Below are 23,609 nucleotides of genomic sequence, written 5' to 3' on the forward strand. Positions count from 1 at the left end.
TGAGGGAGCCCTCCCTCAAGCGGTGCCGTGCGGCCCCGCGCTCCAGTGATACAGCGTCATGGCCACGCTGGTCGCGAGGTTGTAGCTGGAGACCTGGGGCCGCATGGGAAGCGCGAGGAGATGGTCGGCACGCGCGCGCAGCGCGCCGGACAGCCCGCTGCGCTCCGAGCCGAAGGCGAGCACGGCGTCGTCCGGGAGCTTGACGCCCCGGACGTCCTCGCCCTCCGGGTCCAGCGCGAACACCGGCCCGGGCGGCAGCTCCTCGACGCTCAGCCGTTCCACGGCGGTCGCGAAGTGCAGCCCCGCGCCGCCGCGCACGACGGTCGGATGCCAGGGGTCGAGCGTGCCGGTGGTGACCACCCCGGTCGCCCCGAAGCCGGCGGCCAGCCGGATCACCGCTCCCGCGTTGCCCAGGTTGCGCGGCTCGTCGAGGACCACGACGGGCGCGGTGCGCGGCTCCCGGGCCAGCGCGCGCAGGTTCGCCTCCCGCGCGGGACGTACGGCCAGCGCGGCCACGGCGGTGGGATGCCGGCGCGGCACCAGCGCGGCGTACGCCGCCTCGGGCACCTCGGTGAGGAGCGCGTCCAGGGTCCCCCGGACGTCGGGGGCGAGTTCGTCGGCCAGGGCGAGCGCCGCCCGACGGTCGACGGCGACCGCCGCCGTGACGTCGGCCCCGAAGCGCACGGCGTGCTTGAGGGCGTGGAAGCCGTCGAGCAGCACGCCGGTTTCGGCGAGCCGCCGCCACCGGCCGAGCAGGCCGCCGAGAGGATCGGGGTCGGTCATGCCGTGAAGCCTACGCGGCGTTCTTCGGCCTCCTCGGCCGTGCTCGGGCCCCGCTGAGCGGGCACCGAGACCCCGCCGCGCGAGGTCATCGCCTCACGCACGCGTGCCGCCCAGCCGCCGAGCCGGCGCAGGAACGGCGTCGACAGGAAGACCGCGTCCGCCGCGATCATCGCAAGGGAGAAGAACGGCAGCCCCAGGACGACGGCGATCACCGCGTGCTCGGTCATCATCACCGCGAGCAGCACGTTCTTCACGCGCCGGTTGAACAGCGTGAACGGGAAGGCGACCTGTACGACGACCGTCCCGTAGGTCACGAGCATCACCATGGTGCCGCTGGCGGACAGCAGGTCCGCGAGCGCCGGCCAGGGCGAGAAGTAGTCCAGGTGCAGCGGGTAGTAGACGGCGGTGCCGTCCTGCCAGCGCGAGCCCTGGATCTTGTACCAGCCGGCGGTCGCGTAGATCAGACAGGCCTCCGCCATGATCACGAACAGGGCGCCGTTGTGCAGGACGTCGGCGACGACGTCCAGCAGGATCCGGGGCTGGGAGGTCTTCCCCAGACGCCCCACGGCCCACCACAAGCCCTGCGCGATCCACACCGCCCAGAGGATCACCGGCACGGTCGGATCGCCGTCGAGACGGCCCGCCGCGGTCACGGCGACCAGCGCGAACCCGAGCACGCCCCACAGGGCGGGCCCGATCCGGTCGGTGACCCGCTCCCCACGCGCGTGTGCCGCCTCCGTGCGCCGCGCCCGGCGGGCGTCCAGGGACCACACCTGGGCGCAGCGCGTGAACACGAGGTAGATCGACATCAGGTGCAGGACGTTGTCGCCGCCGTCGCCCATGAAGATGCTGCGGTTCTGCAGCGAAAGCACGCCGATCATGAAGAGCACGGAGGCCGTGCGGGTGCGCCAGCCGAGCAGCAGCAGCACGCTCGCCAGCACCGCCAGCGCGTACACGGTCTCGAACCAGAGCCGTCCGTCCGACCACATCAGCGCCGTGAACGCGCCGTTCTCGTCGATCAGCCGCCGGGCCAGCTGCCAGCTCCAGGGGCCGTCGGGGCCGTAGAGCTCCCCGCGGTGGGGAAGCTCGCGCAGCAGGAACAGCAGCCAGGTGAGACTGAAGCCGATCCGGACCACCGCGCTCTGGTAGGGACCGAGCGCCGCTCCGGTCACGCGCGCGAGGGCGGCGGACGCCGCTTGGGTGAACCGGTTCACTGCGCGCCTCCCGCGGTGTCGGCGGCCGTCACCGGCCACCAGGGCAGGACACGGTACGCCGCGCCCGACGACGTCTTCTCGTCACTCCAGCCGGGCGCCCGCACGTCGGTGGTCCTGGAGCGGACCTGGACGCGCTCGACGACGCCGCCCTCTCCGGCCGCGCCGCCGCGGTCCATGCGCAGGACGACGATGCGGCGCAGGTAGGACTCCGACAGCGCGCTGCGCGTGCTCACCGAACGGTTCTCGGCGTCATGCGAACCGGTGTAGAAGTCCCAGGCCCGGCGCAGTTCGTTCTGCTGGGTGTGACTCGGCAGCAGGTTGCCGTCTATGTCGCGGCCGTCCTGGGCGGACAGGTCGTACCAGCCGGTGGTCCGCCTCTCACCGCCCGCGGTGCGTATGTCGGCGCGGACCTGGACGGCGATGTTCTGCTGGAGCGGGTTCGGGGCGAACAGCTTCCAGTTCTGCTCGAACTCCGGGTAGACCCAGTCGTCGACCGCCTCGCCGTGCGTCTTGGTGACCGTGTTGGCGGGTGCGACGTGCAGGAACACCATGCCGACGTGGACGCAGACGGCGACCGCCACGACGGCGACCGCCAGGGCGGCGGCTATCCGGTAGCCGGTCGACAGAGCCGCGACGCCGGCGCGCGGACCGGGGGCCGCCGCGGCAGGACCGGGCCCGACGGGGACGCCGTCAGGTTCGGCACGGGCGGCGGGTTGTGCGGCGGCGTCCGCAGGAACAGTGGAGGGGGCGGGGACGGGCGAGTCCGCGCCCGGGCCGCCCGCCACGGGCTCGGGGGAGTCGGTCCGGTCCGTGGGCTCGCTGTCCGGGGCCGGGCCGCCGCCGGAGGCCTCGGCGCGCGGGCGGGGCACGGAGCCCGTCGCCCGCGGCCCCTCGCCGGGCGGCGGACCGGTGCCCGGCCCCCGGGACGCCTCCGCCTCCCGCGGGGCGTCGGTGCCTCCGTCGTACGCGTCCATTCCGCCCCGTTCCCCGGATCCGTCCGTCTTCATCCGTCCGTCTTCCGACCGCCCTGCCGTGCCCCGGCCGGCCGCCGGTACGCGCCGCCGGGGCGTTCCGCGTCCCGGCCGTGTACATCTGGACGGCCTTCGCACGCCCGTCGCACAGTCGTCGCACGAACGGTACTCAGCCCTCGGGGGCCGCGCAGCCCTCCCCCTGTCCCGGCCGGCACGGCGGAGAGCGCCGCAAGCGGCCGTCATCGGCGCCCTCGCCGGTTGTCCACAGGCCGGCCGGCGAGTTTTCCACAGCGGTTGACACCTTACGACGGCCGTCCCACCATGGAATCGCACGGACCGAACGATCGGTCGGGAGAGGCTCGGGCAGAGCCCAAGGTCGAGGGGGACCGCATGGCGACAGCAGCCGCAGCCGCGCACCAGCCGGCCCGCACACAGCACGGCGCCCAGGACGGCGCGGTCGACGAGGACGCCTATCAGCGCGTCTTCGACGCCGCCGTGTCCGCGGACGAGCGGATCGAGCCGCGCGACTGGATGCCCGACGCCTACCGCGCCACGCTGGTCCGCCAGATCGCCCAGCACGCCCATTCCGAGATCATCGGCATGCAGCCGGAGGCGAACTGGATCACGCGCGCGCCCTCACTGCGCCGCAAGGCCATCCTGATGGCGAAGGTCCAGGACGAGGCGGGGCACGGGCTGTATCTGTACAGCGCGGCCGAGACCTTGGGCGTCGGCAGGGACGAACTGCTCGACAAGCTGCACACCGGCCGCCAGAAGTACTCCTCGATCTTCAACTACCCCACGCTGACCTGGGCCGACGTGGGCGCGATCGGCTGGCTCGTCGACGGCGCCGCGATCACCAACCAGGTGCCCCTGTGCCGCTGCTCCTACGGCCCGTACGCGCGCGCGATGGTCCGTATCTGCAAGGAGGAGTCCTTCCACCAGCGCCAGGGCTACGAGCTGCTGCTCGCCCTCAGCCGCGGAACGCCGGAGCAGCACGCGATGGCGCAGGACGCGGTCGACCGCTGGTGGTGGCCCTCGCTGATGATGTTCGGCCCGCCCGACGACGAGTCGGCGCACTCCGCGCAGTCGATGGCCTGGAAGATCAAGCGGCACTCCAACGACGAACTGCGCCAGCGCTTCGTCGACATCTGCGTCCCGCAGGCGGAGTCCCTGGGGCTCACGCTCCCCGACCCGGACCTGAAGTGGAACGAGGAGCGGGGACACCACGACTTCGGCCCGATCGACTGGACGGAGTTCAAGGAGGTCCTCAAGGGCAACGGCCCGTGCAACGAACAGCGGATCGACCAGCGAAAGCGGGCCCACGACGAGGGCGCCTGGGTACGGGAGGCGGCCGCGGCACACGCGGCCAGGCACAGCGGCGGGGCCACCGGCCGCGGAGCGGGAGTGGAGCAGGCATGACGAACACCGACTGGCCCCTCTGGGAGGTCTTCGTGCGCTCCCGGCGCGGCCTCTCCCACACCCACGCCGGCAGCCTGCACGCGCCCGACGCGGAGTTCGCCCTGCGCAACGCCCGCGACCTGTACACCCGGCGCGGTGAGGGCGTCTCCATCTGGGTGGTGCCGTCCACCGCGATCACCGCCTCCTCACCGGACGAGAAGGACCCGTTCTTCGAGCCGGCCGCCGACAAGCCGTACCGGCACCCGACGTTCTACGAGATCCCGGAAGGGGTGAAGCACCTGTGACCGCGACCGGGAAGACTCGGACACAGGGCTCGGTCACGCCGGCGGCCCTCGCCCTGGGCGACGACGCCCTGGTGCTCTCCCACCGCCTGGGAGAGTGGATGGGCCACGCGCCCGTGCTGGAGGAGGAGGTGGCCCTCGCCAACATCGCGCTCGACCTGCTGGGCCAGGCTCGCGTCCTGCTGTCGATGGCCGGCGACGAGGACGACCTCGCCTACCTGCGCGAGGAACGCGCCTTCCGCAACCTGCAGTTGGTGGAACAGCCCAACGGCGACTTCGCCCACACCATCGCCCGCCAGCTGTACTTCTCCACCTATCAGCACCTGCTGTACGCCCAACTGGCCACCGCGGGTGGTCCGTTCGCCGGGCTCGCCGCGAAGGCCGTCAAGGAGGTCGCCTACCACCGCGACCACGCCGAGCAGTGGACGCTGCGGCTCGGTGACGGCACCGAGCTGAGCCATGAGCGGATGCGGCGGGCGTGCGCGGCGCTATGGCGGTTCACCGGAGAGCTGTTCCAGCCGGTGGACGGCGTCGACGCCGACCGGACGGCTCTGGAAGCGGCCTGGCTGGAATCGGTCGGGGACGTTCTGCGCCGGGCGGGGCTCGCCCTGCCCGAGGGCGCGCGCACCGGAGCGTGGAGCGCCGGCGCGGGCCGCCAGGGTGTGCACACCGAGTCCTTCGGGCGGATGCTCGCCGAGATGCAGCACCTGCACCGCAGCCACCCGGGGGCGTCATGGTGACGCTCACGGCGCTGGAAGCGGAACTCCTCGCCGTCGCCGGATCGGTGCCCGACCCCGAACTGCCCGTCCTCACCCTCCAGGAGCTCGGTGTGGTGCGCGCGGTGCACGTACGCGACGCGGACGCCGTAGAGGTCGAGTTGACCCCGACCTACACCGGCTGCCCGGCCGTGGAGGCGATGTCCGAGGACATCGAGCGGGTGCTGCGCGAGCACGGCGTGCGCGAGGTCACCGTGCGCACGGTGCTCACGCCCGCCTGGTCCACGGACGACATCTCCGCCGAAGGCCGCCGCAAACTCAGGGAGTTCGGCATCGCGCCCCCACGCACCCGGACGACGGCGGAGCCGGTCGCACTGTCCCTCGGCCCGACCCGGACGACCAGCGGGGCAGCCCCGGCCGACGACCCGGTGCGCTGCCCGCACTGCGGCTGCGCCGACACCGAACTGCTCAGCCGCTTCTCCTCCACCGCCTGCAAGGCGCTGCGCCGGTGCCTCGCCTGCCGTGAACCCTTCGACCACTTCAAGGAGTTGTGATGGCCCGCTTCCACCCGCTCCCCGTGGCCGCGGTGGACCGGCTCACCGACGACTCCGTCGCCCTCACCTTCGCGGTCCCCGCCGAACTGCGCGCGGAGTACCGGCACGCGCCGGGCCAGCATCTCGCCCTGCGGCGCCGGGCCGACGGGACCGAGGTCCGGCGGACGTACTCGATCTGCTCCCCCGCGCCCGACCCAGGCGGCGACGGCCCGCACACCCTGCGGGTGGGGGTGCGACTGGTCGACGGCGGCGCCTTCTCGACGTACGCGCTCAAGGAGATCACCGTCGGCGACGAACTGGAGGTGATGACGCCGGCGGGCCGGTTCACCCTCGACCCCGCGCCCGGCCTGTACGCGGCCGTCGTCGGCGGCAGTGGCATCACCCCGGTGCTGTCGATCGTCTCCACCCTGCTCGCGCGCGAGCCCGCCGCCCGGTTCTGCCTGATCCGCAGCGACCGGACGGCCGCCTCCACGATGTTCCTGGACGAGGTCGCAGATCTGAAGGACCGGTACCCGGAGCGGTTGCAGCTGGTCACCGTCCTCTCCCGGGAGGAGCAGCAGGCCGGGCTGCCGTCCGGGCGGCTCGACCGGGAGCGGCTGGCGCGTCTGCTGCCGTCACTGCTGCCCGTGGCGGACGTGGCCGGATGGTTCCTGTGCGGGCCCTTCGGACTGGTCCAGGGCGCGGAACAGGCGCTGCGGGGGATCGGCGTCCCCCGCTCCCGCATCCACGAGGAGATCTTCCACGTCGACGTCACGGCGGCGGCGCCCGGCGCGACGGCGGGCGCTCCCGCGCACAGCACCGTGACCGCCCGCCTCGACGGCCGCGGCGGCAGCTGGCCCGTGCGGGAAGGGGAGTCGCTGCTGGAGACGGTCCTGCGCAACCGGCCCGACGCCCCCTACGCCTGCAAGGGCGGGGTGTGCGGCACCTGCCGGGCCTTCCTGGTGTCGGGCGAGGTCCGTATGAACCGCAACTTCGCGCTGGAGCCGGAGGAGACGGAGGCCGGCTACGTCCTGGCGTGCCAGTCGCATCCGCTGACCGAGGCGGTGGAGGTCGACTTCGACCGCTGAGCGAGGGTGAAGCCGGGCCGACGGCGGGAGACCCGTTCCCTTCTTCTAGAACCTGTTCTATCTTGACGCTCCGTCAGATCAGCTGACCCGTCGGGAGGACAGGCCGTGGACTTCACCTTCACCGAGGAGCAGCAGGCGGCGGCCGAGGCCGCGCGGGGAGTCTTCGCCGACGTCGCGCCCGACGGCGTCACCAGCCCCGCGCTCACCAGGGGCGGAGCCGTCGCCGATCACTTCGACCGCGTGCTCTGGGAGAGGCTCGCCGGCACGGACCTGCTCGGCCTGCTGCTCGACGAGGAGTACGGCGGGGCCGGCTTGGACGCCGTCGCCCTGTGCCTGGTGCTGCGCGAGTCGGCGAAGTCACTGGCGCGGGTGCCGCTCCTGGAGAGCAGCGCGGCCGCGGCGGCCGTACAGGCCCACGGCACCGCCGAGGCACAGGCCGAGCTGCTCGCCGGTGCCGTCCGCGGCGAGGTCGTCCTGACCGTCGCCGCACACGGCCGCACCGGCCATGACGCGGCCGAACTCGCCGTCACCGCACGACAGGACGGGGACGCCTGGGTGCTGGACGGAGTGCAGACGGCGGTGGCGTGGGCCTACGACGCCGACTTCGTGCTCGTCCCCGCGCGTACCGGCGACGACCGCAGCGTTCTCGCCCTGGTCCCCCGCGGACAGGAGGGCAGCGCGCTCGCCGAGCAGATCTCCACCACGGGCGAACGGCTCGGGGAACTGCGCCTCGACTCCGCCCGGATCCCCGCCCGGCACGTCATCACCGCCGACGGCGCCTGGGAGGAACTGCGCGCCCTGCTGACCACCGGGACCTGCGCGCTGGCGCTCGGACTGGGCGAACGCGTACTGGCGATGACGAGCGACTACGCGGCCAAAAGGGAGCAATTCGGGCACCCGATCGCCACGTTCCAAGCGGTCGCCGTACAGGCGGCCGACCGTTACATCGACCTGCGCGCGATGGAGGTCACCCTGTGGCAGGCCGCCTGGCGGCTCACCTCGGGCGCGTCCGGAGCGCTGCCCGCCGCCGGCGACATCGCCGTGGCCAAGATCTGGGCCTCGGAGGGCGTACGGCGCGTGGTGCAGACCGCGCAGCATCTGCACGGCGGCTTCGGCGCGGACGTCGACTACCCGCTGCACCGCTACCACGCCTGGGCCAAGCACCTGGAGCTGTCCCTCGGCCCGGCCGCGGCCCACGAGGAGACCCTGGGCGACCTGCTGGCCGCCCACCCCCTCGGCTGAACACCGCCGGTGACGGTGAAGACGACGGGAAGAACGGCTCCCGTCAGAGGACGAAGCCCGGTTGGTCCTCGTCGGTGACGACCGGGCGACCGGCGGCGGCCCAGTGCTGCATGCCGCCGTCGACGTTCACGGCGTCGATGCCCTGCTGCACGAGGTACATGGTGACCTGGGCCGACCGGCCACCGGAGCGGCAGATCACATGGACCCGCCCGTCCTGGGGAGCCGCCTCGGTCAGCTCGCCGTACCGGGCGACGAACTCGCTGATGGGGATGTGCAGCGCCCCCTCGGCGTGGCCCGCCTTCCACTCGTCGTCCTCACGGACGTCCAGCAGGAAGTCGCCGTCCTTGACGTCGCCGACCTCGACCGTGGGCACACCAGCTCCGAAACTCATGGCCCCGACGCTACCGGACGCCGCCAGGCGAGCAGCCCCGCCTGGCTCCACCGCACGGCGCTACCCGGCGAGCCCCGCCAGCTCGGCCTCCCTCTTCTCGACCTCGGCCAGCAGCTGGTCGGCGATCTCGTCGAGCAGGCGGTCGGGGTCCTCCGGGGCCAGACGCAGCATCGAGCCGATCGCGCTGTCCTCCAGCTCGCGCGCGACCAACGCCAGCATCTCCTTGCGCTCCGCGAGCCATTCGAGGCGGGCGTACAGCTCCTCGCTCGGGCTCGGACGCCGCTCCGGCGGCACCGGCCCGGCCGCCCACTCCGCGGCCAGCTCACGCAGCAGGCTCTCGTCACCGCGGGCGTAGGCGGCGTTGACGCGGGTGATGAACTCCTCGCGCCGCGCCCGCTCCGCGTCCTCCTGCGCCAGGTCGGGGTGCGCCTTGCGGGCCAGCTCACGGTAGAGCTTGCGGGCCTCGTCGCTGGGGCGCACCCGCTCCGGGGGCCGCACCGACTGGTCCGTGAGCATCGCGGCGGCCTCGTCGAACAGCCCCTGTCCGTCCATCCAGCCGTGGAACAGCTCCTCGACGCCGGGCATCGGCAGCACCCGGGCCCTCGCCTCGGCCGCCTTGCGCCGGTCCTCGGGATCGCCGCTGCGTTCCGCCCTCGCCTCGGCTATCTGCGCCTCCAGCTCGTCGAGCCTGGCGTACATGGGACCGAGTCTTTGGTGGTGGAGCCGCGAGAAGTTCTCGACCTCGACGCGGAAGGTCTCCACCGCGATCTCGAACTCGATCAACGCCTGCTCAGCGGCCCGCACGGCCTGCTCCAGCCGCTCCTCGGGCCGCGCCTGCTCAGCTTCGGGGGTCGTCACCAGACCAGCGTAGGCCAAGCGGGAGCCCCCCACGGAAAGCCCAGGCCCACCCGCACCGGCGCCTGCGGGACACCCCGACGCCTCCCGGGCGCCCCGACGCCTCCACGCCGGCGAAGGCCGCTCCCCTCCGCCTCACACCCCGGTCTCCGCCGCGATCCGTCCCTCCCTGATCGCCCGCACCAGGTCCGCGTGATCGGCTTCCGTGCGGTCGGCGTAGGCGACGGCGAACGTCGCGATGGCCTCGTCGAGTTCCTCGTTCTTGCCGCAGTAGCCGGCGAGCAGGCGCGGGTCGGCGCTGTGGGAGTGGGCGCGGGCCAGGAGCGCGCCCGTCATCCGGCCGTAGTCGTCGACCTGGTCCGCCGAGAGGGCGGCGGGATCGACGCTGCCCTTGCGGTTGCGGAACTGGCGCACCTGGAACGGCCGCCCCTCGACCGTCGTCCAGCCCAGCAGAACGTCGCTGACGACCTGCATGCGCTTCTGGCCGAGGACCACCCGGCGCCCCTCGTGGTCGACGTCCGGCACGTCGAAGCCGGCGGTCAGCAGATGCGGGACCAGGGCGGAGGCCCGCGCCTCCTTCACCTGGAGGACCAGCGGCTCGCCGCGGTGGTCCAGCAGCAGCACGACGTAGGACCGCGTGCCCACGCTGCCCGTGCCGACGATGCGGAAGGCGACGTCGTGCACCGCGTGCCGGGCCAGCAGCGGATGGCGGTCCTCCGGCACGGTGGTCAGATACGCCTCCAGGGAGGCCGCCACCGCGGCCGCCTCACGGTCCGGCACGCGCCGCAGCACCGGCGGGGCGTCGACGAAGCGGTACCCGCCTTCCGCGGTCGGCTCGGTCGACTTCGCCGCGAACCGCCCGCTGGTGTTGGCCCGCGCCTTCTCGGACACCCGCTCCAGGGTGCCCAGCAGGTCATGGGCGTCGGCGTGGGAGACCAACTCCTCGTCGGCGATGGCGTTCCACGCGTCCAGCGCGGGCAGCTTGGCCAGCAGACGCATCGTGCGGCGGTAGGCGCCCGCGGCGTCATGGGCGGCCTTGCGGCAGGTGTCCTCGTCGGCGCCGGCCTCCCGGCCCGCGAGCACCAGGGAGGCAGCGAGCCGCTTGAGGTCCCACTCCCAGGGGCCCTGAACCGTCTCGTCGAAGTCGTTCAGGTCGATGACGAGATCGCCGCGGGCGTCGCCGTACAGGCCGAAGTTGGCCGCGTGGGCGTCACCGCAGATCTGGGCGCGGACGCCGGTCATGGGGGTACGGGCGAGGTCGTGGGCCATGAGGCCGGCCGAGCCGCGCAGGAACGCGAAGGGCGTGGCCGCCATCCTGCCCACCCTTATAGGCGTCAGCTCGGGCAGACGGCCCCGGCTGGACTCCTCGACCGCCTCCACCGCGCTCGGCCGGGAGGAGTCGGCGTCCAGTCCCGCGTGCGCGGCGCGCGCCACCCGCTCCCGAAGTGCCTTGCCCTCGGCCTTGGGCGACCCGGCAGAGGGCCACTGCGCGAACCCGCGCACCCGGGGAAGCCGGCCACCGCCGACGGAACCCGCCGCGCCCGCACCGCCCCCGCCCACAACTCCCGCGCCCGCAGCCGCACCCGCGGCAGCGCCGACCCCGGCCTCGGTCATCACGACCGCCTCCCCCGCACCCGCACCGAACATCAACTCGTGCCGACCGTACAGCCGCTGGCCGAAACCCGTCAGACCCTGTGGACAACTTCGCGAACGCGCTGACGACGCTCACCCGTGAGATACCTCACGCCTTCCGGCCGGTCCCGGACATGCGAAAGCCCCGCAGGTCCGAGACCTGCGGGGCTTCCAGCTGTGCGCGAGGGGGGAGTTGAACCCCCACGCCCTTGCGGGCACTGGAACCTGAATCCAGCGCGTCTGCCTATTCCGCCACCCGCGCATTGGGTGTGTCCTCGGGCTTGTGGGCTTTTCGGCCCGCCGCCTTCCGACATGCAGAACATTAGCACGGTGGGAAGGGTGCGTTCACATCCCTTGTTCCCGGGCAGGGGACACCGCAGGAAAGCGCGCGGCACCCTCCCTACGTCTCGGCGACGACCGGTTCACGTATCAACCTCGTACCTATGGCGACCGTCTCCCCAGGAGAAGGGCGAGGTCCACAGCCGGGTGCGGGACACTGGTCCTCAGCCGCCTCTACGATCCTGGGCGGAAGCCGACGCGAAAGCGGACGCGGAAGCCGAGGCGAGGAGCCGAAGCGGAAGCCGAGGCGCCACCGACGCCGAGGCGGGTGCCGAGGCCCCCGTCGACACCTGTCGGCGGGGCCGACAGGGGGAACCAGCCGATTCACCGGCGCGTGGATACGATCAGTAAGCAGTACCAGGTAAGCAGCAGGGCGCGGGACAGCAGTACCAGCGACGGAGGAGGTGCCCCATGGGAGTCCTGAAGAAGTTCGAGCAGCGCCTCGAGGGTCTGGTCAACGGCACCTTCGCCAAGGTGTTCAAGTCCGAGGTCCAGCCCGTGGAGATCGCGGGAGCGCTCCAGCGGGAGTGCGACAACAACGCGACGATCTGGAACCGCGACCGCACCGTCGTACCCAACGACTTCATCGTGGAGCTGAGCACGCCGGACTTCGAGCGGCTCAGCCCCTACTCCGGTCAGCTCGGCGACGAACTCGCAGGCATGGTGCGCGACTACGCCAAGCAGCAGCGCTACACCTTCATGGGGCCGATCAAGGTCAACCTGGAGAAGGCGGACGACCTCGACACCGGCCTGTACCGGGTGCGCAGCCGTACGCTCGCCTCCTCCAGCAGCCAGCAGGCGCCCGAGAGCGCGCCCGCCGCCGGCCGGCAGCGCCCCGGCGGCTACGGCTATCCGCCCGCAGGCGCTTCCGCCGCTCCCCCCATGCCGTCCTCACCGCCGCCCGGCGGCCGTCCCGGCGGCTACGGCTACCCGCCCGCCGCGGGCGGCCAGCGGTCCGGCGGCGGCCCGGCCGGCGCCCCGGCGCCCGGCTCGCGCACCCGCCACTGGATCGAGATCAACGGCACCCGCCACCAGATCTCCGGCTCGACGCTCGTGCTGGGCCGCAGCACCGAGGCCGACGTGCGGATCGACGACCCCGGCGTCTCCCGCCGGCACTGCGAGATCCGGACCGGAACGCCCTCGACGATCCAGGATCTCGGATCCACCAACGGCATCGTGGTGGACGGGCAGCACACCACCCGCGCTACGCTCCGCGACGGCTCGCGGATCGTCGTGGGCAGCACCACCATCATTTACCGGCAAGCCGAAGGGTGAAGCGGGGGCAATGTCAGAGCTGACCCTCACGGTCATGCGGCTGGGTTTCCTGGCCGTACTGTGGCTGTTCGTGATCGTGGCCGTGCAGGTCATCCGCAGCGACCTGTTCGGTACGCGTGTCACCCAGCGCGGCTCGCGCCGGGAGGCCGCACGCCCGCAGCAGCAGGCCGCCCAGCGCCAGGCGCCCCCGCAGCAGCGCCAGCAGCCCGCCTCCGGCGGCCGCCGGGGCCGTAACGCCCCGACAAAGCTCGTCGTGTCCGAGGGCACCCTCACCGGCACGACCGTCGCGCTCCAGGGCCAGACCATCACGCTGGGGCGCGCCCACGACAGCACCATCGTGCTGGACGACGACTACGCCTCCAGCCGCCATGCCAGGATCTACCCGGACCGCGACGGCCAGTGGATCGTCGAGGACCTCGGCTCCACCAACGGCACGTACCTCGACCGGACGCGGCTGACGACTCCCACACCGATCCCGCTGGGCGCGCCGATCCGTATCGGCAAGACCGTCATCGAGCTGCGGAAGTAGTGCTACATCATGAGTGAGCGCGAGCGGAGCGAGCACGCGGCGGCGGCCGGCACCCCGGGCCCCGGCGAGCTCCCGACCGGAGGGTGGGCAGTGTGGCTCGACACGACCGGCTGTACCCGGGGCCGACGGGCGAGGTGGGCATGAGTCTGTCACTGCGCTTCGCCGCCGGATCGCACAAGGGGATGATCCGGGAGGGCAACGAGGACTCCGGTTACGCCGGTCCGCGCCTGCTCGCCATCGCCGACGGCATGGGCGGCGCCGCCGCCGGCGAGGTCGCCTCCTCCGAGGCCATCTCCACCATCGTCGCCCTCGACGACGACGTCCCGGGCTCCGACGTCCTCACCTCGCTCGGCACGGCCGTCCAGCGCGCCAACGACCAGCTGCGCTCCCTGGTCGACGAGGACCCCCAGCTCGAAGGCATGGGCACGACGCTGACCGCCCTGCTGTGGACCGGTCAGCGGCTCGGCCTGGTGCACGTCGGCGACTCGCGCGCGTACCTGCTGCGCGACGGTCTGCTGACCCAGATCACCCAGGACCACACCTGGGTGCAGCGCTTGGTCGACGAGGGCCGGATCACCGAGGAAGAGGCCACCACCCACCCGCAGCGCTCCCTGCTGATGCGCGCGCTGGGCAGCGGCGAGCACGTCGAGCCCGACCTGTCGATCCGCGAGGTCCGGGCCGGCGACCGTTATCTGATCTGCTCCGACGGCCTGTCCGGCGTCGTCTCCCACCAGACGCTCGAGGACACCCTCGCCAGCTACCAGGGACCGCAGGAGACCGTGCAGGAGCTGATCCAGCTCGCGCTGCGCGGCGGCGGCCCCGACAACATCACCGTCATCGTGGCCGACGTCCTCGACCTGGACACCGGCGACACCTTGGCCGGACATCTGTCGGACACCCCGGTCGTGGTCGGCGCGGTCGCCGAGAACCAGAACCAGCTGCACGACAACGGCATCATGCAGACCCCGGCCGGCCGCGCCTCCGGCCTCGGCCGTCAGGGCCGCCACAGCCGCGGCCAGGGGCAGGGCGGCGGCGAGTTCGGCCCGCCCGGCTCCGGCAACGACATCACCGGCTTCATCCCCACCGACGGCTTCGGCGACTACACCGACGACGACTTCGTCAAGCCCCGCAAGAGCCGCCGGTGGCTGAAGAGATCCCTGTACGGCGGCCTCGCCCTCGCCGTCATCGGCGGCGGGCTGTACGGCGGCTGGCGCTGGACGCAGACGCAGTACTACGTCGGCGCCAAGGGCGAGCACGTCGCTCTGTACCGGGGCATCAGCCAGGACCTCGCGTGGGTCTCGCTCTCGAAGGTCGAGAAGGACCACCCCGAGATCGAACTCAAGTACCTCCCCGAGTACCAGCGCAAGCTGGTCGAGGCCACGATCGCCGAGGGCAACCTGTCCACGGCCAGCAAGAAGATCGACGAACTGGCCGTCCAGGCCGCCGCGTGCAAGAAGCAGGCGGCCTCGCCCGCCGCCCGTAGCAGCGCCAAGACGGGCGAGGCCAAGGGAACCACTCCCTCCTCCCTCACGTCCAAGGCGACACCGAGCCCTTCGGTGTCCGCGTCCCCGTCCGCATCCGCGACCGCCACTCCCAGCCCCGGCCCCAGCCTCTCGGAGGAAGAGCAGAAGGTCGTCTCGCTGTGCGGTAAGCAGTAGGCAAGCCGTGAGAGGCCCCGTCACACCATGAGCAGTACAACCAACTCGCCGACGCACCACACGTCCACGATCGGCTCCATCGGCACCCCGAGCCGGCGCAACACCGAGCTCGCGCTGCTGGTGTTCGCCGTCGTCATCCCGGTGTTCGCCTACGCCAACGTGGGACTCGCGATCAACGAGCAGGTCCCGTCCGGGCTGCTCGCCTACGGCCTGGGCCTCGGCCTGCTGGCCGGAGTCGCCCACCTCGTGGTGCGCAGGTTCGCCCCGTACGCCGACCCGCTGCTGCTGCCCCTGGCGACCCTGCTGAACGGGCTCGGGCTGGTCGCCATCTGGCGGCTGGACCAGTCGAAACTGCTCCAGCAGATCAAGCAGGCCGGTGGCGCCGCGCCACGGCAGCTGATGTACACGGCGCTCGGCATCGCCCTGTTCCTCGCCGTCATCATCTTCCTCAAGGACCACCGGGTCCTCCAGCGCTACACCTACATCTCCATGGTCGTCGCGCTGGTCCTGCTGCTGCTCCCGCTGGTCCCGGGCCTCGGCCTGAACGTCTACGGCGCCAAGATCTGGATCCAGATCGGCAGCTTCACCATCCAGCCCGGTGAGTTCGCGAAGATCGCCCTCGCGGTGTTCTTCGCCGGCTACCTCATGGTCAAACGCGACGCGCTCGCCCTGGCCAGCCGCCGCTTCCTCGGCCTGTACCTGCCGCGCGGCCGCGACCTCGGCCCGATCATCGTGGTCTGGGCGATCTCCATCCTGATCCTGGTCTTCGAGACCGACCTCGGCACCTCGCTGCTCTTCTTCGGCATGTTCGTGATCATGCTGTACGTCGCCACCGAGCGGACCAGCTGGATCGTCTTCGGTCTGCTGATGTCCGCGGTCGGCGCGGTCGGCGTGGCGAGCTTCGAGTCGCACATCCAGACCCGTGTGCAGGCCTGGCTCGACCCGATGCACGAGTACGAGCTCAGCCGCGCCGCCGTTCAGGACGGTGTCGTCCACTCCGAGCAGGCCATGCAGGCGCTGTGGGCGTTCGGCTCCGGCGGCACCCTCGGCACCGGCTGGGGCCAGGGCCACTCCGAGCTGATCCGCTTCGCCGCCAACTCCGACTTCATCCTCGCCACCTTCGGCGAGGAGCTGGGCCTGGCCGGCGTCATGGCGCTGCTGCTGCTGTACGGCCTGATCGTGGAACGCGGCGTGCGCACCGCCCTCGCCGCCCGCGACCCGTTCGGCAAGCTGCTCGCCATCGGCCTCTCCGGCGCCTTCGCCCTCCAGGTGTTCGTCGTCGCCGGCGGTGTCATGGGCCTCATCCCGCTCACCGGTATGACGATGCCGTTCCTGGCGTACGGCGGATCCTCCGTCATCGCCAACTGGGCGCTGATCGGCATCCTGATCAGGATCAGCGACACCGCGCGCCGACCGGCCCCGGCCCCCACCTCCAACCCCGACGCCGAGATGACCCAGGTGGTCCGCCCGTCATGAACAAGCCCCTGCGCCGGATCGCGGTTTTCTGCGGACTGCTGGTCCTGACCCTGCTCATCCGCGTCAACTACCTGCAGTACGTCAAGGCCGACTCCCTCGCCGACGACACCGAGAACCGCCGGGTCAACATCGAGCGCTACGCCACCCCGCGCGGCGACATCATCGTGGACGGCAAGGCCATCACCGGCTCGGTCGAGACCACCAGCGGCGACTACAAGTACAAGCGCACCTGGACGAACGGCCCCATGTGGGCGCCGGTGACCGGGTTCTCCTCGCAGGCTTTCGGCGCCAACCAGCTGGAGAAGCTCGAGGACGACTTCCTGACCGGCACCGACGACCGTCTCTTCTTCCGCAACACGCTCGACATGCTCACGGGCAAGGAGAAGGCGGGCGGCAGCATCGTCACCACCCTCAGCGGCGCCGCGCAGAAGGCCGCCTTCGAGGGCCTGGGCAGCAAGAAGGGCGCCGTCGCCGCGATCGAGCCGTCCACCGGCAAGATCCTCGCGCTGGTCTCCACGCCGTCGTACGACCCGTCGAAGTTCGCCGGGACGTCCAAGGCCGACGCGGAGGCCTGGGCCGCGGTCCAGAAGTCGAAGAACCCCGACGACCCGACGCTCAACCGGGCGCTGCGCGAGACGTACCCGCCGGGCTCCACCTTCAAGGTGGTCACCGCGGCCGCAGCGCTGGAGAACGGCGTGGTCAAGGGCATCGACGACCCGACCGACGCCCCGGACCCCTACAAGCTCCCGCAGACGTCCACGCCGCTCACCAACGAGCACGGCGAGTGCGAGAACGCCAACCTGCGCTACGCGCTCATGGTGTCCTGCAACACCGTCTTCGCGAAGATGGCCCACGAGGTCGGCAACGAGAAGATGATCGAGCAGGCGGCCAAGTTCGGCTACAACAACAAGGAGCTGGACACCCCGGTCCGCGCCGCCCAGAGCGTGTACCCCGAGGACAACCAGCCGCAGAACGCCCTGGACGGCATCGGCCAGGCCTCCAACCGCGCCACCCCGCTGCAGATGGCCATGGTCGCCTCCGCGGTCGCCAACGACGGCAAGCTGATGAAGCCGTACATGGTCGACCAGCTCAAGGCGCCGGACCTGGACACCCTCACGACGACCCAGCCCGAGCAGCTCTCCCAGGCCGTGTCCCCGGAGACCGCGCAGAAGCTCCGCGACATGATGGAGACGGTCGTCAACGACCCGCAGGGCACCGGCGGCAAGGCGAAGATCCCCGGGGTGAAGGTCGGCGGCAAGACCGGCACGGCCCAGCACGGCCTCAACAACAGCGAGAAGCCGTACGCGTGGTTCATCTCCTATGCGAAGCTTCCCGACGGCAGCGCGCCGGTCGCGGTGGCGGTGGTCGTCGAGGACGGTTCCGCCAACCGTGACGACATCAGCGGCGGCGGTCTGGCCGGTCCGATCGCCAGGGACGTGATGAAGGCGGTCATCGACAGCAAGAAGTGACCCCGATCACGTCGCCTACGCATCGGTGCACGTTGCGATACCGGTCCTGTATCGGGTGACGGGCTTGGCCAGGTCACGCACCGCCGTCCGGGTACGGTATGCCCGGACGGCAGCCTTCGACCGCACACGTGTGCCGGTCGGGACCGACGGAGAGGGCTGGTAGGTAGCTATGGAAGAGCCGCGTCGCCTCGGCGGCCGGTACGAGCTGAGCCACGTGCTCGGCCGTGGTGGCATGGCCGAGGTATACCTCGCGCATGACACGCGCCTGGGCCGCACCGTGGCGGTGAAGACGCTGCGCGCCGACCTCGCGCGCGACCCTTCCTTCCAGGCCCGGTTCCGCCGGGAGGCCCAGTCGGCCGCCTCGCTCAACCATCCCGCGATCGTGGCGGTCTACGACACGGGCGAGGACTACATCGACAACGTGTCGATCCCGTACATCGTCATGGAGTACGTCGACGGCTCCACGCTCCGTGAGCTGCTCCACTCCGGCCGCAAGCTGCTGCCGGAGCGCGCCATGGAGATGACCATCGGCATCCTCCAGGGCCTGGAGTACGCCCACCGCAGCGGCATCGTGCACCGCGACATCAAGCCGGCGAACGTCATGCTGACGCGCAACGGCCAGGTCAAGGTGATGGACTTCGGCATCGCCCGCGCCATGGGCGACTCCGGCATGACGATGACGCAGACCGCGGCCGTGATCGGCACAGCCCAGTACCTCTCCCCTGAGCAGGCCAAGGGCGAGCAGGTCGACGCCCGCTCGGACCTGTACTCGACGGGTTGTCTGCTCTACGAGCTGCTGACGGTCCGCCCGCCGTTCGTGGGCGACTCCCCGGTGGCCGTGGCGTACCAGCACGTTCGCGAAGAGCCGCAGGCGCCCAGCGTCTTCGATCCCGAGATCACGGCCGAGATGGACGCCATCGTCCTGAAGGCCCTGGTCAAGGACCCGAACTACCGCTACCAGTCCGCCGACGAGATGCGCGCCGACATCGAGGCCTGCCTCGACGGCCAGCCGGTCGCGGCGACGGCGGCGATGGGCTCGGTCGGCTACGGCGGCTACCCGGACGACCAGGCCACCACGGCCATGCGCTCCGCGGACGCCGGCGCCACCTCGATGCTGCCCCCGATGAACCCGGACGACGGCGGCTTCGGCTACGACGACCGTCCCGCCCGGCGTCGGCAGCAGAAGAAGTCCAACGCCTCGACGATCCTGCTGGTCGTCGCGGCGGCGCTGGTGCTGGTCGGCGCGGTCCTGATCGGCAAGTGGGTGGTCGACGGCGACGGCGCCGGGGACCAGCCGTTCAAGACCCCGAACTTCGTCGGCCAGACCCTGACGCAGTCCCAGACGATGGCGAAGAACGTCGAGCTGAAGCTGACGACCACCGAGAAACCCTGCGAGAACCAGCCCAAGGGCAGCGTCTGCGAGCAGAACCCCGCGGCCGGCGCGAACGTCAACAAGGGCGACACGGTGAACGTGGTGGTCTCCACCGGCGCCCCGAAGGTGGCCGTGCCGAGTGTCCTCGGCAAGACCCTGGACGAGGCCAAGGCGGAGCTGGAAGACGACAAGTACCAGTTCGACGTCAAGACCAAGGAAGAGATCTCCACGGAGGAGCCCGGCAAGGTCCTCAGGCAGGACCCGGACCTCGGCACCGAGGTGGAGAAGGGCACCAAGATCACCCTCACCATCGCCAAGGCGGAGGACAAGGCGACGGTTCCCGACGTGCTCGGCGCGTCCTGTGACGCCGCCAAGTCGCAGATGCAGCAGAACAACCTGGTCGGCAACTGCGTCGAGGTCGACACCCAGGACCCCAACCAGGTCGGCAAGGTCATCCAGACCGACCCGCAGGCCAACTCCAAGCTGTCCAAGGGATCGACGGTCCAGATCCAGGTCGGCAAGAGCACCCAGGTCCAGGTGCCCAACCTGCAGAACCAGAAGGTGAAGGACGCCAGGAAGGCCCTGGAGGACCTCGGGCTGAGCGTCGGCAACGTCAACGGGGCCAACGACGACAACGCGATCGTCGTCGGCACCGACCCCGGCGCGGGAACCACCGTCAACAAGGGCACCGCGGTCAACCTGTTCACCATCGGCGGCAACGGCGGCGGCGGCGGTGGGAACGGCGACAACGGCAACGGGGACAACGGCGGGATCTCCTTCTTCGGCGGCAACAACGGCTAGCAGCCGTCCGCCGTCCGCCGCGACATGACGCAGGGCCCTGCCGGATCACCTCCGGCAGGGCCCTGCGTCACGTCCCCGGCGCCTTCCTACGGAGTTCCTCCGGTCAGCGCAGTTCCGCGGGCGGCGTGCGGTCCGCGTCGACCTTCTCGACCCGTTCCAGCTCGCCCCACACCACGTACCGGTAGCGGCTCGTGTAGACCGGCGTGCAGGTCGTCAGGGTGATGTACTTGCCGGCCTTCTTCTTCCCCGACTCCTCGGGGACCGCGCCGAGGACCTCGACGTTGTACTTCGACGTCTCGGGGAGCACGCCGTACACCTTGTAGACGTACCAGTTGTCCCGCGTCTCGAAGACGATCGGGTCGCCCACGTCGAGCTTGTCGATGTTGTGGAACTTGGCGCCGTGGCCGTCGCGGTGGGCGGCCAGGGAGAAGTTGCCGTTCTTGCCGGTCATCGGGAGCGCGGCCTTGACGGGGTCGGTGTAGTAGCCGGCCACCCCGTCGTTGAGGATCTTCGAGGAGGTGCCCTTCTCGACCAGCACCTCGCCGTTGTTCATGGCCGGCACGTGCAGGAAGCCGATGCCCTCACCGGTGTCGAGGGCGCCCGGGCCGGTGTCCGGGCGGGCCCAGGTGTCGCGGACCTTGTCGCCCTGCCGGTCCGCCTTGCGGTCGGCGAGGACGTTCGTCCACCACAGCGAGTAGACGACGAAAAGGCCGAGCACCAGCCCGGCCGTGATGAGGAGTTCGCCGAAGACGCTGACCGCCAGGGCGGTCCGGCCACGACCACGACGCCGAGGCGCGCGCGGTGACGCGGTCGCGCCGGTGTGCTCTTCGTGCCCGGTGTCCTCGGTGGTCGCTGCCACGTTCATCTGCCCTTACTGGATGAGCGCATCCGGCTTGCCCTTGCTGCGCGGCCGTTCCTCGACCATCTTGCCCCAGACGATCAGCCGGTACTTGCTGGTGAACTCCGGCGTGCATGTCGTGAGGGTGATGTAGCGTCCCGGGCCGGTGAATCCGGAGTCCGGCGGGACGGGTTCGAGGACGCTCACGTTGCTCGGCGGGGTCACCGGCAGCGACGACGTCATCTTGTAGACGAAGTAGTCGTTCTGCGTCTCGACGACGATCGCGTCGCCCGGCTGCAGCCTGTTGATGTAGCGGAAGGGTTCGCCGTGGGTGTTGCGGTGGCCCGCGAGCCCGAAGTTGCCGGTCTTGGCGTCCGGCATGGCCGTCTTCAGGGCGTCCTCGCCGTAGTGGCCGACCATGCCCTTGTCGAGCACCTTCTTGTTGCTGATGCCCTCGGCGATCGGCACCACGACGTCCAGCCTGGGGATGTGCAGGATGGCGAAGCCCTGTCCCGGCGAGAAGGCCCCCGGGTTGCGCTTGCCGTTCGCCCATTCGTCCTGGAGGCTGCTCGCCGCCCGGTCCGCCTGTGCGTGCGCGCGCACGTTCGTCCACCACAGCTGGTAGGTGACGAACAGCAGCATGAGCACGCCGCCGGTGATGAACACCTCGCCGATGGCCCGGCTGGCGAGCACGGCGGCGCCGGGCTTGCGCGCCCGTGCCTGACGGCGGGCCTCCACCCGGGACAGCGGCCGCTCCGGCCGGGTCTCCTGACGCGCGCCGTGCCGGGCCCCGTCCCGGGCTCCCTTGCCTTCTCCGTCCCGCCCCGCCGGTTCAGCCGTTGCGACCGGTGCCGCAGCGCCGCCGTGGCGGCCGTGGCGGGCCTTGGCGGCCTTTCTGCGGGCCGCGCGGCCACCCGCCGGGGTTCCGGGGGGCGGAGCGGCCGTCGGGCCCGCAGACGCGGACGAGAAGTCGCCACCGAACCCGGGGTCGGACGGCCGCGGGATGCGCAGCGCCACCGTCTCATCGTCCAGGGGAGGCACGTACGGCGATCCGCTCCCGTACAGCTCCTCGCGCTCGGGGCGCAGCGCGGTCACGCCGTGGCCCTGCCCACCACCGGGGCGAGCCCCGCCGACCTCGTCACCGCGCCCTGGTCCCCGCACTCCACCAGCCAGTTGGCCAGCATCCGGTGCCCGTGCTCGGTCAGCACCGACTCGGGGTGGAACTGGACGCCCTCGACGGGCAGTTCACGGTGGCGCAGGCCCATGACGATCCCGTCCCGCGTACGGGCGGTGACCTCCAGCTCGGCCGGCACGGTCGCCGGCTCGGCCGCCAGGGAGTGGTAGCGGGTCGCCGTGAACGGCGTCGGCAGGCCCGCGAAGACGCCCTTGCCGTTGTGCTCGACCAGCGAGGTCTTGCCGTGCAGCAGCTCGGGCGCGCGGTCCACCACCCCGCCGTACGCCACCTGCATCGACTGCATGCCCAGGCAGACGCCGAAGACGGGCACGCCGGTCGTCGCACAGTGGCGCACCATGTCGACGCAGACGCCGGCCTGTTCCGGGGCGCCGGGGCCCGGGGAGAGCAGGACGCCGTCGAAGCCGTCCTGGGCGTGTGCCGTCGACACCTCGTCGTTGCGCAGGACCTCGCACTGCGCGCCCAGCTGGTACAGGTACTGGACCAGGTTGAAGACGAAGCTGTCGTAGTTGTCCACGACGAGGATGCGCGCGCTCACTGGTTGTCCACCGTCACATCGTTGAAGGGAAGCAGCGGTTCGGCCCACGGAAAGACGTACTGGAAGAGGACGTAGACGACGGCCAGAATCAGCACGATCGAGATCAGCGCCCTGATCAACGCGTTTCCCGGCAGATGCCGCCAGATCCAGCCGTACATGCCGTCCCTTCCGTCGCACCACGGCACCAGACTCACGCCGTACCTCACCAGACTAGCGGCGCAGAGCCTCGGGTTCGCCTGCCTCCACGGGCTGTGTGGAGTCGAGGTGCGCCCAGGCGATCAGCCGGTGACTGTGCCCCCACTCGGGGTCGCACGTCGTCAACGTCAGATAGCGTCCGGGGCGCGTATACCCGGACTTACGTGGCACAGGGTCGATCACCTCGACGTCCGTCGGAACGGTTTTGTAGGGCCCCCGGTCGATCCGGTACGTGAACCACGTCGCGCCGTCGGTCAGGACGACCGCGTCCCCCCGTCTGAGCTCGGGAAAGTCCTTGAAGGGGTCGCCGTAGGTGCGGCGGTGGCCCGCGACGGAGAAGTTCCCCGGCTGCCCGAGCCCCGCGGTGCCCGCGTAGTGGCCCAGCCCTTTCTTCAGGGTGCTCGTCGTGGTGCCTTCGAGCACCGGCTTGTTCCACGTGAAACCAAGCCGCGGGATGTACATGATCGCGAAAGCCTTGCCGGCCCGGTAGTGGGCAGGCTGCGCGGGGGCAGCGGTGGCACGGGAGTTCGCAGGGGCATGCGGAGTCACGGTGACTGCCGGGGCGGCGTCCGTGCCGGACGGATCCGCGCCGGCGCCGGACGGAGCCGTCGGCTGCTGGTGGGCCCACTGGTCCCGGAGTTCCTCGATCTGCCCGTCCATGACCCGGTCGGCCTTCACGCCCGTCCAGAAGACCACGTAGACGACGAAGAGGAGGATCACGGCGCCGACGGTGACGCACAGTTCGCTGACGGTCCGGACTATCACGCGCACCGGCGGCTCCCGTAGGACGGCTGCTCCGGCC

The 23,609-nt window shown here is 71.3% G+C and carries 23 protein-coding genes and 1 tRNA gene; 12 read left to right on the top strand and 12 right to left on the bottom strand.

Features of this window, described 5'->3' with window-relative positions:
* Positions 1–15: 15 nt before the first annotated feature.
* From EV567_RS12110 to EV567_RS12120, 3 genes are read right to left on the bottom strand one after another with little or no spacing between them, the layout of a single operon-like run.
* The gene (locus EV567_RS12110; RefSeq protein ID WP_130439063.1) at positions 16–783 is read right to left on the bottom strand and encodes an RNA methyltransferase; all 768 of its coding nucleotides are present in this window, start codon (positions 781–783) and stop codon (positions 16–18) included.
* Positions 780–1,997 (bottom strand): HTTM domain-containing protein, encoded by a 1,218-nt coding sequence (locus EV567_RS12115; RefSeq protein WP_130439065.1) that lies wholly within the window; start codon positions 1,995–1,997, stop codon positions 780–782. The genes EV567_RS12110 and EV567_RS12115 overlap by 4 nt, the downstream gene beginning before the upstream one ends.
* The gene (locus tag EV567_RS12120; protein ID WP_130439572.1) at positions 1,994–2,971 is read right to left on the bottom strand and encodes a DUF5819 family protein; all 978 of its coding nucleotides are present in this window, start codon (positions 2,969–2,971) and stop codon (positions 1,994–1,996) included. Before EV567_RS12120 ends, EV567_RS12115 begins: the two co-directional genes overlap by 4 nt.
* Positions 2,972–3,358: 387 nt before the next feature.
* Here EV567_RS12120 and paaA point away from each other — a divergent pair, with 387 nt between their 5' ends.
* The 6 genes from paaA (at position 3,359) to EV567_RS12150 (ending at position 8,247) form a co-directional block, all read left to right on the top strand.
* Positions 3,359–4,387, top strand: a complete 1,029-nt coding sequence (gene paaA / locus EV567_RS12125; protein WP_130439067.1) for a 1,2-phenylacetyl-CoA epoxidase subunit PaaA — start codon at positions 3,359–3,361, stop codon at positions 4,385–4,387.
* Entirely contained in the window at positions 4,384–4,671 is a 288-nt protein-coding gene (gene paaB, locus EV567_RS12130) for a 1,2-phenylacetyl-CoA epoxidase subunit PaaB (RefSeq protein ID WP_130439069.1), read from the top strand. The genes paaA and paaB overlap by 4 nt, the downstream gene beginning before the upstream one ends.
* Positions 4,668–5,408 (top strand): 1,2-phenylacetyl-CoA epoxidase subunit PaaC, encoded by a 741-nt coding sequence (gene paaC / locus EV567_RS12135; protein ID WP_130439071.1) that lies wholly within the window; start codon positions 4,668–4,670, stop codon positions 5,406–5,408. Before paaB ends, paaC begins: the two co-directional genes overlap by 4 nt.
* The gene (gene paaD, locus EV567_RS12140) at positions 5,402–5,938 is read left to right on the top strand and encodes a 1,2-phenylacetyl-CoA epoxidase subunit PaaD (protein WP_130439073.1); all 537 of its coding nucleotides are present in this window, start codon (positions 5,402–5,404) and stop codon (positions 5,936–5,938) included. Before paaC ends, paaD begins: the two co-directional genes overlap by 7 nt.
* Positions 5,938–7,005 carry a 2Fe-2S iron-sulfur cluster-binding protein gene (locus EV567_RS12145; RefSeq protein WP_130439075.1) on the top strand — a complete coding sequence of 356 codons (1,068 nt, stop codon included), beginning with the start codon at positions 5,938–5,940 and terminating at the stop codon, positions 7,003–7,005. The genes paaD and EV567_RS12145 overlap by 1 nt, the downstream gene beginning before the upstream one ends.
* A gap of 105 nt (positions 7,006–7,110) precedes the next feature.
* Positions 7,111–8,247 carry an acyl-CoA dehydrogenase family protein gene (locus EV567_RS12150; RefSeq protein WP_130439077.1) on the top strand — a complete coding sequence of 379 codons (1,137 nt, stop codon included), beginning with the start codon at positions 7,111–7,113 and terminating at the stop codon, positions 8,245–8,247.
* Positions 8,248–8,290: 43 nt separating this feature from the next.
* On the opposite strand, the gene EV567_RS12155 is transcribed toward EV567_RS12150, so the two are convergent.
* The 4 genes from EV567_RS12155 to EV567_RS12170 all read right to left on the bottom strand — a co-directional run bounded on the left by EV567_RS12155 (position 8,291) and on the right by EV567_RS12170 (position 11,387).
* Complete coding sequence (locus tag EV567_RS12155) at positions 8,291–8,620, bottom strand: rhodanese-like domain-containing protein (protein ID WP_130439574.1); 330 nt, start codon at positions 8,618–8,620, stop codon at positions 8,291–8,293.
* Positions 8,621–8,698: 78 nt separating this feature from the next.
* Complete coding sequence (locus tag EV567_RS12160) at positions 8,699–9,529, bottom strand: hypothetical protein (RefSeq protein ID WP_407071583.1); 831 nt, start codon at positions 9,527–9,529, stop codon at positions 8,699–8,701.
* Between the two features lie 99 nt (positions 9,530–9,628).
* Positions 9,629–11,107, bottom strand: coding sequence for a DUF2252 domain-containing protein (locus EV567_RS12165; RefSeq protein ID WP_130439081.1), 1,479 nt, complete (start codon positions 11,105–11,107; stop codon positions 9,629–9,631).
* Between the two features lie 196 nt (positions 11,108–11,303).
* Positions 11,304–11,387, bottom strand: a tRNA-Leu gene (locus EV567_RS12170).
* A gap of 488 nt (positions 11,388–11,875) precedes the next feature.
* On the opposite strand from EV567_RS12170, the gene EV567_RS12175 reads away from it, so the two are divergent.
* The 6 genes from EV567_RS12175 to pknB all read left to right on the top strand — a co-directional run bounded on the left by EV567_RS12175 (position 11,876) and on the right by pknB (position 20,044).
* Positions 11,876–12,739 (top strand): DUF3662 and FHA domain-containing protein, encoded by an 864-nt coding sequence (locus EV567_RS12175; protein WP_130439083.1) that lies wholly within the window; start codon positions 11,876–11,878, stop codon positions 12,737–12,739.
* A 10-nt stretch (positions 12,740–12,749) separates the two neighbouring features.
* Positions 12,750–13,268, top strand: a complete 519-nt coding sequence (locus EV567_RS12180) for an FHA domain-containing protein (protein WP_130439085.1) — start codon at positions 12,750–12,752, stop codon at positions 13,266–13,268.
* Between the two features lie 140 nt (positions 13,269–13,408).
* Positions 13,409–14,926: a Stp1/IreP family PP2C-type Ser/Thr phosphatase gene (locus EV567_RS12185; RefSeq protein WP_165430360.1), complete on the top strand. Its 1,518-nt coding sequence runs from the start codon at positions 13,409–13,411 to the stop codon at positions 14,924–14,926.
* Between the two features lie 27 nt (positions 14,927–14,953).
* A complete protein-coding gene (locus tag EV567_RS12190; protein ID WP_130439089.1) occupies positions 14,954–16,402 on the top strand; it encodes an FtsW/RodA/SpoVE family cell cycle protein in 1,449 nt (482 codons plus the stop codon).
* Positions 16,399–17,871 carry a penicillin-binding protein 2 gene (locus EV567_RS12195; RefSeq protein ID WP_130439091.1) on the top strand — a complete coding sequence of 491 codons (1,473 nt, stop codon included), beginning with the start codon at positions 16,399–16,401 and terminating at the stop codon, positions 17,869–17,871. The genes EV567_RS12190 and EV567_RS12195 overlap by 4 nt, the downstream gene beginning before the upstream one ends.
* 169 nt (positions 17,872–18,040) lie before the next feature.
* The gene (gene pknB, locus EV567_RS12205; protein ID WP_130439093.1) at positions 18,041–20,044 is read left to right on the top strand and encodes a Stk1 family PASTA domain-containing Ser/Thr kinase; all 2,004 of its coding nucleotides are present in this window, start codon (positions 18,041–18,043) and stop codon (positions 20,042–20,044) included.
* 103 nt (positions 20,045–20,147) lie between these two features.
* Here pknB and EV567_RS12210 read toward each other — a convergent pair whose 3' ends face one another.
* From EV567_RS12210 to EV567_RS12230, 5 genes are read right to left on the bottom strand one after another with little or no spacing between them, the layout of a single operon-like run.
* Entirely contained in the window at positions 20,148–20,909 is a 762-nt protein-coding gene (locus EV567_RS12210; protein ID WP_407071584.1) for a class E sortase, read from the bottom strand.
* 6 nt (positions 20,910–20,915) lie between these two features.
* Positions 20,916–22,055 carry a class E sortase gene (locus tag EV567_RS12215; RefSeq protein WP_130439095.1) on the bottom strand — a complete coding sequence of 380 codons (1,140 nt, stop codon included), beginning with the start codon at positions 22,053–22,055 and terminating at the stop codon, positions 20,916–20,918.
* Complete coding sequence (locus tag EV567_RS12220) at positions 21,974–22,612, bottom strand: aminodeoxychorismate/anthranilate synthase component II (RefSeq protein WP_130439097.1); 639 nt, start codon at positions 22,610–22,612, stop codon at positions 21,974–21,976. The genes EV567_RS12215 and EV567_RS12220 overlap by 82 nt, the downstream gene beginning before the upstream one ends.
* Positions 22,609–22,806: a hypothetical protein gene (locus tag EV567_RS12225; protein ID WP_207228764.1), complete on the bottom strand. Its 198-nt coding sequence runs from the start codon at positions 22,804–22,806 to the stop codon at positions 22,609–22,611. Before EV567_RS12225 ends, EV567_RS12220 begins: the two co-directional genes overlap by 4 nt.
* A gap of 16 nt (positions 22,807–22,822) precedes the next feature.
* Positions 22,823–23,578 carry a class E sortase gene (locus EV567_RS12230; protein ID WP_130439101.1) on the bottom strand — a complete coding sequence of 252 codons (756 nt, stop codon included), beginning with the start codon at positions 23,576–23,578 and terminating at the stop codon, positions 22,823–22,825.
* Positions 23,579–23,609: the final 31 nt, after the last annotated feature.

This window comes from Streptomyces sp. BK239, from assembly GCF_004217285.1.
Classification (GTDB): Bacteria; Actinomycetota; Actinomycetes; order Streptomycetales; family Streptomycetaceae; genus Streptomyces.

Bases quoted from the DNA above. Each gene is read 5' to 3' on its own strand.
- EV567_RS12120 (WP_130439572.1), bottom strand. From the start codon at position 2,971: ATGGACGCGTACGACGGAGGCACCGACGCCCCGCGGGAGGCGGAGGCG.
- EV567_RS12190 (WP_130439089.1), top strand. From the start codon at position 14,954: ATGAGCAGTACAACCAACTCGCCGACGCACCACACGTCCACGATCGGC.
- paaB (WP_130439069.1), top strand. From the start codon at position 4,384: ATGACGAACACCGACTGGCCCCTCTGGGAGGTCTTCGTGCGCTCCCGG.
- EV567_RS12185 (WP_165430360.1), top strand. From the start codon at position 13,409: ATGAGTCTGTCACTGCGCTTCGCCGCCGGATCGCACAAGGGGATGATC.
- EV567_RS12180 (WP_130439085.1), top strand. From the start codon at position 12,750: ATGTCAGAGCTGACCCTCACGGTCATGCGGCTGGGTTTCCTGGCCGTA.
- EV567_RS12175 (WP_130439083.1), top strand. From the start codon at position 11,876: ATGGGAGTCCTGAAGAAGTTCGAGCAGCGCCTCGAGGGTCTGGTCAAC.
- EV567_RS12195 (WP_130439091.1), top strand. From the start codon at position 16,399: ATGAACAAGCCCCTGCGCCGGATCGCGGTTTTCTGCGGACTGCTGGTC.
- EV567_RS12110 (WP_130439063.1), bottom strand. From the start codon at position 783: ATGACCGACCCCGATCCTCTCGGCGGCCTGCTCGGCCGGTGGCGGCGG.
- paaD (WP_130439073.1), top strand. From the start codon at position 5,402: ATGGTGACGCTCACGGCGCTGGAAGCGGAACTCCTCGCCGTCGCCGGA.
- EV567_RS12165 (WP_130439081.1), bottom strand. From the start codon at position 11,107: ATGACCGAGGCCGGGGTCGGCGCTGCCGCGGGTGCGGCTGCGGGCGCG.
- pknB (WP_130439093.1), top strand. From the start codon at position 18,041: ATGGAAGAGCCGCGTCGCCTCGGCGGCCGGTACGAGCTGAGCCACGTG.
- paaA (WP_130439067.1), top strand. From the start codon at position 3,359: ATGGCGACAGCAGCCGCAGCCGCGCACCAGCCGGCCCGCACACAGCAC.
- EV567_RS12145 (WP_130439075.1), top strand. From the start codon at position 5,938: ATGGCCCGCTTCCACCCGCTCCCCGTGGCCGCGGTGGACCGGCTCACC.
- EV567_RS12210 (WP_407071584.1), bottom strand. From the start codon at position 20,909: ATGAACGTGGCAGCGACCACCGAGGACACCGGGCACGAAGAGCACACC.